Origin of the sequence: Mycolicibacterium hippocampi, assembly GCF_010723735.1 — a bacterium.
Lineage (GTDB): Bacteria > Actinomycetota > Actinomycetes > Mycobacteriales > Mycobacteriaceae > Mycobacterium > Mycobacterium hippocampi.
Genome location: NZ_BLLB01000002.1, coordinates 5083063 through 5097932 on the forward strand (window position 1 = coordinate 5083063; position 14870 = coordinate 5097932).

A 14870-nucleotide genomic window follows, 5' to 3' on the forward strand; every position below is an offset into this window, starting at 1 on the left:
AGTCTGACCCCCGTGACTTCTGCATCAGGCGTCGGCGTGGCGACCATCGCCGCCGACGGGACGGTTCTGGATACCTGGTTCCCGGCACCCGAGCTGACCGGCGACGCACCGTCGGGGACGGCCCGGCTGTCGGTGGCCGAGGTGCCCGACGAGTTGGCGGCGCTGGCGGGCCGCGACGAGGATCGCGACGTCGAGACCGTGGTCGTGCGCACCGTCATCGCGTCGCTCGATGACAAGCCCGCCGACGGGTACGACGCCTACCTGCGGTTGCACCTGCTCTCCCACCGGCTGGTCCAGCCGCGCGGCGCCAACGTGGACGGGATCTTCGGGGTGCTGGCCAACGTCGTGTGGACCAACTTCGGACCGTGCGCGGTCGAGGGCTTCGAGACCGTCCGGGCTCGGTTGCGCCGCCGCGGCTCGGTCACCGTCTACGGGATCGACAAGTTCCCGCGCATGGTCGACTACGTCACCCCGACGGGGGTGCGCATCGCCGACGCCGACCGGGTGCGGCTGGGCGCCCACCTCGCGGCGGGCACGACGGTGATGCACGAGGGCTTCGTGAACTACAACGCGGGCACCCTGGGCTCCTCGATGGTCGAGGGCCGGATCTCGGCCGGTGTGGTGGTCGACGACGGCTCCGATGTCGGCGGCGGCGCCTCGATCATGGGGACGCTGTCGGGCGGCGGCAAGGAGGTCATCTCGGTGGGCAAACGCTGTCTGCTGGGCGCCAACGCCGGACTGGGGATCTCCCTGGGCGACGACTGCGTGATCGAGGCCGGCCTCTACGTCACCGCGGGCACCAAGGTGCAGACGGGCGATGGTCAGACCGTCAAGGCGCGTGAGCTGTCCGGGGCGAACAACCTGCTGTTCCGGCGCAACTCGGTGACCGGCGCGGTCGAAGTCGTCAAGCGAGACGGCACCGGCATCACGCTCAACGAGGCCCTGCACGCCAACTAGCCTCCGCGAGCGCTACCCCGCCGCGTTGGGCAGCAGCGGCGGACAGTTGCCGTTCGCATCGACCGCGAGCTCGAAATGCCAGATTTCGTTCGCATAGATCTGGCACAGCCCGAACTGTCTGCCGTTGCCGATCAGCCACCTGTCGGCTTCCACCGGGCCGATGTCGATCGCCTGCCCCGTCACATGTCTGGACACTTCCGGCGTCGCGACGAGCTCGGCGGCGGCATCGACGCTGCCGTAGGTTTGCACCGCGTTGTCGAACAACCGCTGTTGGAAACCTCTCGAGCGCCAGCCCGAGGTGACCCATAGCTGTACTCCCTGAGCCTCGGCGGCACGGGCTGCGTCCTGCACGGCCTGTAGCAGCGCCGGCTCGAGTTGCGAGAGAATGGGATTGGCGGTGTCGAACGGCGAAAGCATGGTCCCGTCGGGCAACCAACCGCCGGTGGTGTCGACGGCACCGGGACCGATGCTGAGGGCGTCGGCGGGCGGCACCTCCGGCTCCGGCGCCGGGGGCACTTCGATGCTGGTCTGCATCAGCGCCACCTGCGGTGACTGGCCGCAGGCCGCCAGCACACCGACAGCGAGCGCTCCGCCGATCGCCACGAGCGTGCGGCATCTGCCGGCAGAGGGCGGCGTGTTGCGTGCAGACACGCCCGCTCGCGGGACGATGGGCCTCAGACCCATTGCACCAGTTCCTTCTTCAGCACCTTGCCCATCGCGTTGCGGGGCAGGCTGTCCACCAGCCGGACCACCCGCGGCCGCTTGTGCGCCGAGAGCTGCTGCGCCACGAACTCGATCAGCTCGTCCGGCGAGGCGTCACCGACCACGAACGCGACGATGCGCTGGCCCAGGTCATCGTCGGGCGCACCCACGACCGCGACCTCCTGCACACCGGCGTGCCCCAGCAGCACGGTCTCGATCTCGCCGGCCCCTACCCGGAAGCCGCCCGTCTTGATCAGATCCACCGATTCGCGACCCACGATCCGGTGCATGCCGTCGCCGTCGATGACGGCGACATCGCCGGTGTGGTACCAGCCGTCGGCCGCGAGCACCTCGGCGGTGGCGTCGGGACGGTTCAGATAGCCGTCGAACATCGTCGGGCTCTGAACCTGCAGCCGGCCAATGGTTTCCCCGTCATGTGCCACCTCCTCGCCGGTCTCGGCGGTCAACCGGGTCCGCACCCCGGTCAGCGGCAGCCCGACCCAGCCCGGCCTGCGCTCGCCCGCGGCCAGCGTGCTCAGCGTGATCAGGGTTTCGGTGCTGCCGTAGCGCTCCACGGGCTGGTGCCCGCTCAACGCGGCGAGCCCGTCGAACACCGGGACGGGCAGCGGCGCGCTGCCGGAGACGAGCAGCCGCGCGGGTGCCAGCGCGCGCGCCGCGCCGTCCTCGACGATCCGCGACCACACCGTCGGGACCCCGAAGAACAACGATCCGCCCCCCTCCGACGCGGCCTGCGCGTACGCCGCCGGGCTGGGTTTGCCGGTGTGCACGAAGCGGTTTCCGATGCGCAGCGACCCGAGCAGACCCAGCACCAGACCGTGTACGTGGTACAGCGGCAGCCCGTGCACCAAGGTGTCGTCCGCGGTCCACTGCCAGGCCTCGGCGAGCATGTCGATGTCGGCCGCGATCGCCCGACGGCTCACCACCACGCCCTTGGGCGCTCCGGTGGTGCCGGAGGTGTAGATGATCAGCGCGGCGGCCTCGGGCGGGGGCTCGGCGTAGCGGTGCCACGAGCGGGCATGCAGCCGCACCGGGATGTGCGGCAGCGCGTCCTGCCCGTCGGCGTGCCCGGGCCTTTCCCCCAGCCACGCCTGGGCCCCGGAGTCGGTGAGGATGTGGTGCCGCTCGGCTGCGCCGACGTCGGCGGGCACCGGCACCACCGGCACGCCGGCGATCAGGCAGCCCGCGATGGCCAGCACCGTGGCGGGGGTGGGGGTGGCCAGCACGGCGACCCGGCCGGCGACCGCCACCCGCTCCGCGACCGAGGTCGCCGCACCGACCAGATCACTGCGGCTCAGCGTTGTCCCGTCGATGCGAACCGCGTCGGCGATGTCGGCGCCGGCGGCGACCGCCGCGGGGTTCAAGGAGGCCAGCAGCACGGGGTTCGAGGCTACTCCTCATACTGACGCGGTGGATTCGATCCGGACCGAGGCGTCGCGCGAGGTGTACCGGAACAACTGGCTCACGATGCGCGAAGACGACATCCGCAGGCCAGACGGCAGCAGTGGGATCTACGCGGTGGTCGACAAACCGACCTATGCGCTGGTGATCCCCCGCGACTCGGAGCCCGGCGGTGACCGCTTCCACCTCGTCGAACAGTTCCGCTATCCGCTCGGACTGCGACGCTGGGAGTTCCCGCAGGGCACCGCGCCGGACAGGGCGGATCTGGACGGCACCGAGCTCGCCGCCCGTGAGCTGCGCGAGGAGACCGGGCTGCGCGCCGAGTCGATGACCGAACTCGGCCTTCTGGACGTCGCTCCCGGCATGAGCAGCCAACGCGGCCGGGTGTTCCTGGCCACCGGGATCACCGAGGGAGACCACGACCGCGAGCACGAGGAACAGGACATGCGCAGCGCGTGGTTCACCCGTGTCGAGGTCGAGCAGATGATGTGTGACGGCGTGATCACCGACGCCCAGTCGATCGCCGCGTGGACGCTGATGCTGCTCGCCGAGCGCCGACAGTGAGCTTTGTTACGCGCGAACATCATTCGTCGGTGGGCTCCGATACCAACCCGTGACACAACCGTGCCCCGACGTACCGTGTCGGGGTGCCCCGTTGACAGTCGAGCCGACTAGGTTGCAGATGCCACAGATGGCACCTTTTCGAGAAACCACGGTGAGGGAACCATGTCTGCCCGACGGGCCTGCATCGCACTTGCATCCGCGACACTGGTTGCGGTGGCGGGCGTTTGCACCGCGACCACGGCTGCGGCAGCGCGGCCGGACTGGAGTGGTCGCTACACCGTGGTGACCTTCGCATCCCAGAAGGTCGGCACCAGCATCGCCGCCCGCCAGCCGGAGCCCGATTTCAGCGGTCAATACACGTTCTCGACGTCCTGCTCCGGCAGCTGCGTGGCCACCGCGGCCGACGGTCCGGCGCCCAGCAACCCCACCGTCCCGCAGCCGAGCCGCTACACCTGGGACGGCCGGCAGTGGGTGTTCAACTACAACTGGCAGTGGGAGTGCTTCCGGGGCGGCGACGTGCCCCGCGAGTATGCCGCGGCACGGTCGCTGGTGTTCTATGCACCGACGCCGGACGGGTCGATGTTCGGCACGTGGCGTACCGAGATCCTGGAAGGGATCTGCAAGGGCACCGTGGTCATGCCCGTTGCGGCGTATCCGACGTAACCGCGCGGTCACGCACAGGGAAAGCTCCCGAAACCGTCGGCTCCAAAGATGGGTCCACCGGCCCGGTCGCTGCGCGGCAGGGCACCGCATGCAGGCGGGAGCACAGCGTTGATGGCCACACTGGCGAAAATCCTGAACCAGGGCAATCCCGGCATGCGACCTGTGGACGAGGTGCCGCCGCTGAGGCGGTTGTTGCCCCTCGGGGTCCAGCACGTGCTGGCGATGTACGCCGGCGCGGTCGCGGTGCCGCTGATCGTCGGCGGCGCGATGGTGGGCGCCGGGCAGCTCGAACAGTCCGACATCGTGCACCTGATCATGGCCGACCTGTTCGTGGCCGGGATCGCGACCATCATCCAGGCCGTCGGCTTCTGGCGGTTCGGGGTCAGGCTCCCGCTGATGCAGGGGGTGACGTTCGCCGCCGTCGGCCCGATGATCACCATCGGCCTGAACCACGGCGTCACCACGATCTACGGCTCGGTGATCGCCTGCGGGCTGTTCATGATGTTGCTCGCCCCCGTCTTCGGCAAGCTGATCCGGTTCTTCCCGCCGCTGGTGACCGGCACGATCATCTTGATCATTGGGGTGTCGCTGATGCGGGTGGCGGCCGGCTGGTTCGGCGGCGGCACCGCCGCCGGAACCGACTTCGGCGCCCCCGCCGCCATCGGGATGGGCTTTTTCACCCTCGCGACGATCGTCGTCATCGAGAGGTTCGCCCCGGAGAGCCTGCGGCGGGTGTCGATCCTGCTCGGGCTCGTCATCGGCACGGTCGTGGCGGTGCCGTTCGGCATGACCGACTGGGACCACATGGGCGATTACAGCTGGGTCGGTGTCGTCACCCCGTTCCAGTTCGGGGTGCCGACGTTCGAGATCAGCTCGATCATCGCGCTGCTGATCGTCGGGATCGTGATCATGACCGAGACGACCGGTGACATCGTGGCGGTCGGCGAGATCGTCGACGAGAAGATCACCCCGCGCAAGCTGGCCGACGGCCTGCGCGCCGACGGACTGGGCACCGTGATCGGCGGCATCTTCAACACCTTCCCCTACACCGCGTTCGCCCAGAACGTGGGCCTGGTGGCGATCACCGGGGTGCGCACCCGCCATGTCGCGACCGTCGCGGGGATCATCCTGGTGGCGCTCGGTCTGCTGCCCAAGATGGCCGCCGTCGTCGAGGGAATCCCGCTGCCGGTGCTCGGCGGCGCCGGAGTCGCGCTGTTCGGCATGGTCGCCGCCAGTGGCATCCGCACGTTGACCAAGGTGAAGTTCGACAACACCAACATCCTGGTCGTGGCGATCTCGGTCGGGGTGGCGATGTTGACCGAGGCCAAGCTCTACTACACCGACAGGTCGCTGTCGGATTCACCGGTGAACGTCGCGCTGGACCTGTACCACCAGTTCCCCGACTGGTTCCAGACGATCTTCCACTCCGGCATCTCGGCGGGAGCGATCACCGCGATCGTGCTGAACCTGTTGCTGAACAACAGCACTGACGACGACGCCGAAGTAGGCGACCTGGCGGCACACGACGCGCCACGAGGTGCGTTGCCGGACCCGCTGGACGCGTTGCGCGCCGCGGATCCGTCGACCCCGCCCGACGACCTCGAGGCCCTGGCGCAGAAACGCCCCGAGTTGCACACCATCATCGTCACCAACCCCTCGACCTACGTGTCGACCTGCGACTGGATCAAGGGCCGGGGCAACCCGCAGGTCGACCAGGTGTATCAGAAGTGGGACGAGGTCACCGAGGGCAGATTCTCCAGACGCAGCCGCGAGTGACGCCGCGCCGTTTGAGACTGCAGCCACGGCAACAATTTTTGTGAGGACCACGCCGTGAGCGCAGCCTCAACGCCCCACGGGTCACCGTCGGCGTTCGGCCAGCGCCCGCAGGAAGAAGGTCAGGTTCGCCGGCCGCTCGGCCAACCGACGGACGAAGTAGCCGTACCACTGGGTGCCGAACGGCACGTACACCCGCACGTTGTTGCCCTCGTCAGCCAGCCGGCGCTGCTCGCCGTCCCGGATTCCGTAGAGCATCTGATACTCGAAATCGTCGACTCCGCAGCCGTTCTCCCGGGCAAGCGCCGGGACAGCGGAGATGATCTCCGGATCGTGGGAGGCCACCATCGGATAGCTGCTGCCCGCCATCAGCACGGTCAGACACCGCAGGTAGGAGTCGGTGATCGCGGCGCTGTCCCGGTGGGCGACCGAGGCGGGTTCCTCATAGGCGCCCTTGCACAACCGGATCCGTGCACCCCGGCCTGAAGTGGCTCCCGGTGGGGCGGCGAAATCCTGGCAGTCGGCATGAGTGCGCTTGAGGTAGGCCTGCAGCACCGTGCCGACCCAGTCGAAGTCGACACGGAGCTCACGCACCACCGACAGCGTGGAGTCGGTGGTCGTGTGGTCCTCGGCGTCCACGGTCACCCACACACCTGCACGCTGGGCGGGTTCGCAGATCGCGCGGGCGTTCTCCAGCGCGATCTTCTCCCCGTCCCGGGGTAGCGCCTGCCCCAGCGCCGACAGCTTGATCGACACCTCCAGCGGCCGCACCCCGGCGGCGGCCTCGCCTCGCGTCGAGAAAGCCTCGATCAGCTGCAGATAGGCCGCGACAGTGGCCTCGGCGGTCTCCCTGTCGGTGACGTCCTCACCGAGGTAGTCGATCGACACCAGACGGTGCGAATTGCGGAGCTGCTCCACCGAATCCATCACGTCGGCGACACTCTCCCCTGGGACGAACCGGTGCACCACCTCGCGGGTCACCGGCAGCCGCTCTGCGGCCCGTCGCAGGCCGTCCTGCCTGCCGGCGGCCAGGATCACAGGCCGGGCGACGCTGCGGAACACGCCCATGGGTCACTGCTCCATGTGGGGATAAGGGTGGTCGGTGGGCGGCACGAACGTCTCCTTGATCGACCGGGCCGAGGTCCAGCGCAGCAGGTTCATCGCGGAGCCGGCCTTGTCGTTGGTGCCCGACGCCCGGGAACCGCCGAACGGCTGCTGGCCCACCACCGCGCCGGTGGGCTTGTCGTTGACGTAGAAGTTGCCCGCCGCGTGCCGCAACCGACGCTCGGCCTGAAGCACCGCCGCCCGGTCGTCGGCGATCACCGCACCGGTCAGCGCGTACCGGGCGCCGCCGTCGACGACGTCGAGGATGCGTGCGTAGTCCTGGTCGGGGTAGACGTGCACGGCCAGGATGGGTCCGAAGTACTCGGTGGAGAACGCCTCGTCTGACGGATCGTCGGACAGCAGCACCGTCGGCCGGACGAAATAGCCTTCGCTGTCGTCGTACTCGCCACCGACCGCGATGGTCACGTTGGCTGCGCTCTTCGCCCGTTCGATGGCCTTGACGTTCTTGGCGAATGCCCGATCGTCGATCAGCGCCCCACCGAAGTTGGTGAGGTCGGTGATGTCGCCGAAGCGCAGTGCCTCGGTGGCGCCCAGGAAGTCGTCGCCCATCTGCTGCCACACCGACCGCGGGACGAACGCCCGCGACGCGGCTGAACACTTCTGCCCCTGGTAGTCGAACGCACCCCGGATCAGGGCGGTGCGCAGCACCTCCGGGCGTGCCGAGGGATGAGCGACCACAAAATCCTTGCCGCCGGTCTCCCCCACCAGCCGCGGGTAGGTGTCGTAACGGTCGATGTGCGTGCCGACCTCACGCCACAGGTGCTGGAACGTCGCGGTCGAACCGGTGAAGTGGATGCCGGCCAGCCGCCGGTCTGCGAGCACCACATCCGACACCGCTTTACCGTCGCCGGCCAGCAGGTTGATCACCCCGGCGGGCAGCCCCGCGGCCTCCAGCACCTGCATGATCAGGTACGCGGCGAAGGTCTGGGTGGGTGCTGGCTTCCACACCACCGTGTTGCCCATCAGGGCAGGGGCGGTGGGCAGATTGCCGGCGATGGCCGAGAAGTTGAAGGGGGTGATCGCGTAGACGAAGCCTTCGAGCGGGCGGTAGTCGGTGCGGTTCCACACGCCGCGCGAGCTGACCGGTTGCTGCTCGAGGATCTGGCGCGCGAAGGCGACGTTGAACCGCCAGAAGTCGACGAGCTCGCAGGGCGAGTCGATCTCGGCCTGGTACGCCGTCTTGGACTGGCCCAGCATCGTCCCCGCCGCGATCTTCTCCCGCCACGGCCCGGCCATCAGATCGGCGGCCCGCAGGAACACCGCCGCGCGCTCGTCGAACGGGGTGGCCTCCCACTCGGCTTTGGCCGCTGTCGCCGCCTCGACCGCAGCGGCGGCGTCGGCGTGGTCGGCGTTGGTGAAGGTGCCCAGCCGGGCGGAGTGCCGGTGCGGTTGGACCACGTCGACGCGCTCGCCGGCCCCCGTCCGGTGTCGGCCGCCGATGACGTGCGGCAGGTCGATCGCGGCGGCGGAAAGACTCTGCAGCGCCTCGGCGAGTCTGGCGCGCTCCGGTGATCGGGGGGCGTAGTCGTGAACCGGCTCGTTTTGCGGTACCGGCACCTGAGAAATCGCAGCGATCGCGTCCATGCGGCAAGGATGCTCCTTTTCGGCGCGTTATCCGATGGCTGATCGGACAAGCCCTGGCACACTGGATAGTCCAAACGGACAAGGCGTGGTGATGGCGGCGCAACAGGGACCGGGGCTCGGGCTGGGCCAGTTGCTGCTCGCCCTCGACCGCACGATGGTGACGTTGGTCGACGCACCGCGCGGACTGGACATGCCGGTCGGCACCGTCGCTCTCGTCGACGCCGACGACGTCCGGCTCGGCCTGGCGGTCGGGCCCGGGTCCGCTGATCTGTTCTTCCTGCTCGGGGTGCCCGACACCGACGCCGTCGACTGGCTCGAACAGCACGCGGGCCGTCCCGCCGCCATCTTCGTCAAGGAGCCCACCCCTTCTGCGGTGGCCCGCGCGGTCAGGCTGGGCACCGCGGTCGTCGCCGTCGACCCCAGAGCCCGGTGGGAACACCTGTACCGCCTGGTCAACCACGCCTTCGAGCATCACGGGGATCGCCATGACCCGCAGCGCGACTCGGGCACCGACCTGTTCGGGCTGGCGCAGTCGATCGCCGACCGGACCCGCGGCATGGTCTGCATCGAGGATGCCGACAGCCACATGCTGGCCTACTCGGCCTCCAGCGACGAAGTCGACGAGCTGCGCCGGCTGACGATCCTGGGCCGTGCCGGCCCGCCCGAGCATCTGGAGTGGATCGGGCAGTGGGGCATCTTCGACGCGCTGCGCTCGGGCGCGGACGTGGTGCGGGTCGACGAACGGCCCGAACTCGGGCTTCGTCCCCGCCTGGCGGTGGGTGTGCACCTGCCCCCTGCCGACGCCGGCCTGCCCCCCGGCTTCGCCGGCACGATCTGGCTGCAGCGGGGGTCGACACCGCTGGCCGACGACACCGAGGAGATTCTGCGGGGCGGGGCGGTGCTCGCGGCGCGGATCATGTCGCGGCTGGCGGCGGCGCCGTCGCAACATGCCGCGCGGGTGCAGCAGCTGCTCGGCCTGGCGGGCAGTGAGACCGACGACGTGGCACTGCTCGCCCGCGAGCTCGGGATCCCCGGCGACTCCCGCGCCGCGCTCGTCGGTTTCCGCGGGCTCGGCGGGGCCGTGCCTGCCGATGTCCTCGCGCTGAGCGCCAGCGCATTTCGTGCCGATGCGCAAGTCGCCTCGACCGGCGACCGGGTCTATGTGCTGCTGCCGAAGATCGGCGCGGTGGCGTCGGTCACGTCATGGGCACGCGGGGTCGTCGCCGCGTTGCGCCGCGAACTCGGCCTCGACGTCCGCGCGGTGACGGCCGCACCGCTGGCGGGGTTGACCGGCGTCCCGGCGGCGCGCCACGAGGTCGACCGGGTCTTCGACAGTGCCGAACGCCATCCCGCCGCCATCAGCCGGGTGACCTCGCTGGACGAGGCGCGCACCACGGTGCTGCTCGATGAGGTCGTCTCACACGTGGCGGCCGAACCGCGGCTGGTCGATCCGCGGATCCGCGACCTGTGCGCCCGGGACGCCATGCTCGCCGACACGCTGCGGGCCTACCTCGACGGATTCGGCGACGTCGCCGCGGTGGCACGGCAACTGCACGTCCACCCCAACACGGTGCGCTACCGCATCCGCAGGATCGAGAAACTGCTCGGCACGTCGCTGGACGACGCCGACGAGCGTCTGGTGCTGGCCCTCGGACTGCGGGCCGCCGACGGCTAGCGAATCGGGCGCGCGAAACCACCGCCAGGGTGCGTCAGCGCGCCGGATCCGCCAGCCGCTGCACCGCAGCGGCGATGCGCTCGTCGGTCGCCGTCAGCGCCACCCGCACGTGGCGCGCTCCGCCGGGTCCGTAGAACTCGCCGGGCGCGGCGAGAATGCCGCGCTGCGCCAGCCACCCGACGGTGTCCCGGCACGGTTCGCCGCGGGTGGCCCACAGATAGAGCCCGGCCTCGGAGTGGTCGACGGTGAAACCGGCCGAGCGCAGCGCCGGCAGCAAGATGTCGCGTCTGCGGGCGTAGCGCTCGCGTTGAGACTGCTCGTGTGCGTCGTCGTCGAGTGCGGCCACCATCGCGGCCTGCACCGGGGTGGGCACCATCATGCCGGCGTGCTTGCGCACCGCCAGCAGTTCGGCGACGACTGCGGGATCACCGGCGACGAACCCCGCGCGGTAGCCGGCCAGCGACGAGGTCTTCGACAGCGAGTGCACGGCCAGCAGGCCGGTGTGGTCGCCGTCGCAGATGTCCGGGTGCAGTACCGACAGCGGGGTGGCGTCCCAACCGAGCCCGAGGTAGCACTCGTCGGAGGCGATCAGCACGCCGCGTTCCCGGGCCCATCCGACAACCTTGCGCAGGTGGTCCGCCCCGAGCACCTTGCCGGTCGGATTGCTGGGCGAGTTCAGGTAGACGAGCGGCGGTGACGCCGGGCCCAGCTGGGTCAGCGAATCCGCCCGCAGCACGGCGGCACCGGCGAGCAGGGCCCCCACCTCGTAGGTGGGGTACGCCAGCTCCGGCACCACGACGGTGTCGGCGCCACCGAGCCCGAGAAGCGTCGGCAGCCAGGCGATCAACTCCTTGGTGCCGATCACCGGCAGGACCGCATCGGGCGACAGGCCGGTGATGGCATACCTGCGGTGCAGCGCGGCGACGGCAGCCTCCCGCAGCGTCGGCGTGCCGGCGGTCGTCGGATATCCGGGGGCACCGCTGGCCGCGGCGAGCGCGTCTCGGATCAACGGCGCCACCGGATCGACCGGGGTGCCGACAGACAGGTCGACGATGCCGTCGGGGTGGGCGCGCGCGAGGGCGGTGACGTCGGCCAGGGTGTCCCACGGGAACACCGGAAGCGACGCCGACCTCAGCGGCCGGCGGGCGCCCTCAGGCGGCTGGTGCTGGGCGGGAGACTGCGCCGTGGTTCTCAGTCCTCACCCTGCGGGGGCAGGTCCTTGACCACCTGCGGGTCGTTGTCGGTCTGACCGACCTTCGACGCACCACCGGGAGAGCCGAGTTCGGCGAAGAAGTCGGCGTTGATCTGGGTGTAGGTGCCCCACTGATCAGGCACGTCGTCCTCGTAGTAGATCGCCTCGACCGGGCAAACCGGCTCACAGGCGCCGCAGTCGACGCATTCATCCGGGTGGATGTACAGCATGCGTGCGCCCTCGTAGATGCAGTCGACAGGGCACTCCTCGATACATGCCTTGTCTTTGACGTCGACGCAGGGTTCGGCGATCGTGTACGTCACGAACTTCTCCTCGAGTTCTCTCCAGCTACTACCTACCAGTGGGCTGCTGTCTAGGCGGGGCTCAGCTATCGACCTCGGCCAGCCTCAGCAAGTATCCCTGCCGATAGTTGGACGCGTGTCTCAGTGTGCCCTAACTTCCACGCGCAACCCGTCTCAAGGGTTGCGCGTGGTTACTGATACTAAACGTCGCACATACAAGTCGCCTAGTGCGCCACGGCTATGCACGTCGATGCAGTGCAACTAGTTGCATAGGCGCGGCGAGGATCGCTACGCTGCGCCGGTGGCCCTTCCCCATGCGATCCTGGTCTCGCTCTGCGAGCAGTCGAGTTCGGGGTACGAGCTGGCCCGACGCTTCGACCGGTCGATCGGGTACTTCTGGGCCGCCACCCACCAGCAGATCTACCGCACGCTGCGCTCGATGGTGGACGACGGCTGGGTGCACGTCGCCGAGGTGGCCCAGCACGGCCGGCCCGACAAGAAGGTCTACACGGTGAGTGACAGCGGTCGCGCCGAACTGGCGCGCTGGATCTCCGCGCCCCTGGTGGGCCGTGGCGGTTCGGTCGCCGACAGCCGGACACGTGACCTTGCGGTGAAGATCCGCGGCGCGGCCTACGGTGACATCGACGCGATACGTTCCCAGGCGATGTCGCTGCGCTCCGAACGCGCGGAACTGCTGGAGGCCTACCGGGGATTCGAGAAGACCCAGTTCCCGGACCCCCGCTCCGTCACCGGCGCCGATCTACATCAGTATCTGGTGTTGCGTGGCGGTATCCGCGCCGAGGAGAGCGCCCTCGGTTGGCTCGACGAAGTGGTGCCGGCGTTGGACCGAATCCGATGAGCGGTACCTCGCCCTACCCCCACCTGATGTCGCCGTTGGACCTCGGATTCACCACGCTGCGCAACCGGGTGGTGATGGGGTCGATGCACACAGGCCTCGAGGACCGTGCGCGTGACACCGACCGACTCGCAGAGTATTTCGCCGAACGCGCCCGCGGGGGCGTCGGCCTGATCATCACCGGCGGCTACGCCCCGAATCGCACCGGGTGGCTGCTGCCGTTCGCCGCCCAGATGGTGTCGGCAGCGGATGCCCGCAGGCACCGACGGATCACCGCGGCGGTACACGCCGCCGACACCAAGATCCTGCTGCAGCTCCTGCATGCGGGTCGTTATGCGTACCACCCGTTTTCGGTCAGTGCATCACCTATCAAGGCCCCCAACAACCCGTTTCGGCCGCGTAGGCTGCGCAACGTCGAGAAGACCATCGACGACTTCGTGCGCAGTGCGGTGCTGGCCCGAAAGGCCGGCTACGACGGTGTCGAGATCATGGGCAGCGAAGGTTACCTGCTCAACCAGTTCCTGGCGCCGCGCACCAACAAGCGCACCGACGACTGGGGCGGCACCCCCGAGAAGCGCCGCCGGATGCCCGTCGAAGTCGTCCGGCGCACCCGCGCGGCCGTCGGCTCCGACTTCATCATCTGCTACCGGCTGTCGATGGCCGACTATGTCGAAGAGGGGCAGAGCTGGGACGAGATCGCGGCGCTGGCAGCCGAAGTGGAGGCGGCCGGGGCGACGATCCTCAACACCGGAATCGGCTGGCACGAAGCGCGCGTCCCGACGATCGTCACCTCGGTGCCCAACAGTGCATTCGTCGAGATCAGCAGCGCGCTGGCCGAATTCGTCGACATCCCGGTGATGGCGTCCAACCGGATCAACATGCCGCAGTCGGCCGAGCAGGTGCTGGCCGAGACAGACGTCAGTCTGATCTCGATGGCCCGGCCGTTTCTGGCCGACCCGGACTGGGTCCGCAAAGCCGATGCCGGCGCCGCCGACGAGATCAACACCTGCATCGCGTGCAACCAGGCCTGCCTGGACCACGCGTTCGTCCACAAGACGGTGTCGTGCCTGCTCAATCCGCGCGCGGGCCACGAGACCACGCTGATGTTGGGCCCGACCCGGCACACCCGTTCCATCGCCGTCGTAGGCGCCGGGCCCGCCGGTCTGGCCGCCGCTGTCACCGCGGCCCAGCGTGGGCACCGGGTCACGCTATTCGACTCCCGGCCGGTGATCGGCGGCCAGTTCGACTTGGCCCGAAGGATTCCCGGTAAGGAGGAGTTCGGCGAGACCCTCCGCTACTTCACCAGGGTGCTGGACAAGCACGGCGTCGCGGTACGGCTGGGCACCCACGCGGGCCTCGATCTGCTGTTGGGCTACGACGAGGTGGTGCTGGCCACCGGCGTGGTGCCCCGGGTGCCCGACATCCCCGGTATCAACCATCCGATGGTGCTGTCCTACGCCGACGCTCTCGCCGGGGAACCGGTCGGCGAGAGGGTCGCGGTGGTGGGTGCGGGCGGCATCGGCTTCGACGTCACCGAGTTCCTCACCACAGACCACTCCCCCACGCTCGACCTCAAGCAGTGGCGGGCCGAGTGGGGTGCGTTGCCTCCGCACGAAGCCCCCCGAGTCCAGGGTTCGCTGACCACGCCGTTGCCCGCGGCCGCGACGCGGCGGGTCTACCTGCTGCAGCGCACGAAGGGTCCGCAGGGCCGCGGGCTGGGCAAGACCACCGGCTGGGTGCACCGGGCGTCGTTGCGGGCCAAGGGCGTCGAGCAGCTCTGCGGGGTGAACTACGAGCGCATCGACGACGGCGGGTTGCACATCAGCTTCGGGCCGGACCGTTCCGATCCGCGGCTGCTCGAGGTCGAGAACGTGGTGATCTGCGCGGGACAGGAGTCGGTGCGTGATCTCGAGGACGGCCTGCGGGAACGCGGCATCACCCCGCACGTCATCGGCGGTGCCGCCGTGGCGGCCGAGCTGGACGCCAAGCGCGCGATCCGTCAGGGCACCGAGCTCGCCGCCCGCCTGTAACCCGCCTCGTCCCGCCAGCGCGCTCAGC

The 14870-nt window shown here is 69.4% G+C and carries 13 protein-coding genes; 7 read left to right on the top strand and 6 right to left on the bottom strand.

The features are described from left to right. The first annotated feature begins 12 nt into the window (after window positions 1–12). On the top strand, window positions 13–957 hold the full coding sequence (gene dapD / locus G6N53_RS25375; RefSeq protein ID WP_163893749.1) for a 2,3,4,5-tetrahydropyridine-2,6-dicarboxylate N-succinyltransferase: 945 nt from the start codon (window positions 13–15) through the stop codon (window positions 955–957). A gap of 12 nt (window positions 958–969) precedes the next feature. On the opposite strand, the gene G6N53_RS25380 is transcribed toward dapD, so the two are convergent. After that, window positions 970–1641, bottom strand: a complete 672-nt coding sequence (locus tag G6N53_RS25380) for a M15 family metallopeptidase (protein ID WP_163893751.1) — start codon at window positions 1639–1641, stop codon at window positions 970–972. After that, window positions 1632–3056, bottom strand: coding sequence for an acyl-CoA synthetase (locus G6N53_RS25385; protein ID WP_163893753.1), 1425 nt, complete (start codon window positions 3054–3056; stop codon window positions 1632–1634). Before G6N53_RS25385 ends, G6N53_RS25380 begins: the two co-directional genes overlap by 10 nt. A gap of 31 nt (window positions 3057–3087) precedes the next feature. On the opposite strand from G6N53_RS25385, the gene G6N53_RS25390 reads away from it, so the two are divergent. From G6N53_RS25390 to G6N53_RS25400, 3 genes are all read left to right on the top strand, one after another. Continuing rightward, window positions 3088–3642 carry an NUDIX domain-containing protein gene (locus tag G6N53_RS25390; protein ID WP_163893755.1) on the top strand — a complete coding sequence of 185 codons (555 nt, stop codon included), beginning with the start codon at window positions 3088–3090 and terminating at the stop codon, window positions 3640–3642. 162 nt (window positions 3643–3804) lie between these two features. Further along, window positions 3805–4305, top strand: a complete 501-nt coding sequence (locus tag G6N53_RS25395) for an Rv2253 family sensor-like surface protein (RefSeq protein ID WP_163893757.1) — start codon at window positions 3805–3807, stop codon at window positions 4303–4305. A gap of 111 nt (window positions 4306–4416) precedes the next feature. Further along, a complete protein-coding gene (locus tag G6N53_RS25400; protein ID WP_163896364.1) occupies window positions 4417–6081 on the top strand; it encodes a nucleobase:cation symporter-2 family protein in 1665 nt (554 codons plus the stop codon). 81 nt (window positions 6082–6162) lie between these two features. On the opposite strand, the gene G6N53_RS25405 is transcribed toward G6N53_RS25400, so the two are convergent. Continuing rightward, window positions 6163–7146 (bottom strand): proline dehydrogenase family protein, encoded by a 984-nt coding sequence (locus tag G6N53_RS25405; protein WP_163893760.1) that lies wholly within the window; start codon window positions 7144–7146, stop codon window positions 6163–6165. Between the two features lie 3 nt (window positions 7147–7149). After that, on the bottom strand, window positions 7150–8778 hold the full coding sequence (pruA, locus tag G6N53_RS25410) for an L-glutamate gamma-semialdehyde dehydrogenase (protein ID WP_163896365.1): 1629 nt from the start codon (window positions 8776–8778) through the stop codon (window positions 7150–7152). A gap of 100 nt (window positions 8779–8878) precedes the next feature. Between pruA and G6N53_RS25415 the strand changes: the two genes are divergently transcribed. After that, a complete protein-coding gene (locus G6N53_RS25415; protein ID WP_163893762.1) occupies window positions 8879–10462 on the top strand; it encodes a PucR family transcriptional regulator in 1584 nt (527 codons plus the stop codon). A 34-nt stretch (window positions 10463–10496) separates the two neighbouring features. Here the strand turns inward: G6N53_RS25415 and dapC are convergent, their stop codons facing one another. Next, a complete protein-coding gene (dapC, locus tag G6N53_RS25420) occupies window positions 10497–11576 on the bottom strand; it encodes a succinyldiaminopimelate transaminase (RefSeq protein ID WP_205390460.1) in 1080 nt (359 codons plus the stop codon). A 77-nt stretch (window positions 11577–11653) separates the two neighbouring features. Then, the gene (fdxA, locus tag G6N53_RS25425; RefSeq protein WP_163893764.1) at window positions 11654–11977 is read right to left on the bottom strand and encodes a ferredoxin; all 324 of its coding nucleotides are present in this window, start codon (window positions 11975–11977) and stop codon (window positions 11654–11656) included. Between the two features lie 280 nt (window positions 11978–12257). On the opposite strand from fdxA, the gene G6N53_RS25430 reads away from it, so the two are divergent. Then, window positions 12258–12815: a PadR family transcriptional regulator gene (locus G6N53_RS25430; protein ID WP_163893766.1), complete on the top strand. Its 558-nt coding sequence runs from the start codon at window positions 12258–12260 to the stop codon at window positions 12813–12815. Beyond that, window positions 12812–14842 (top strand): NADPH-dependent 2,4-dienoyl-CoA reductase, encoded by a 2031-nt coding sequence (locus G6N53_RS25435; protein WP_163893768.1) that lies wholly within the window; start codon window positions 12812–12814, stop codon window positions 14840–14842. Before G6N53_RS25430 ends, G6N53_RS25435 begins: the two co-directional genes overlap by 4 nt. The last annotated feature ends 28 nt before the right edge of the window (window positions 14843–14870 follow it).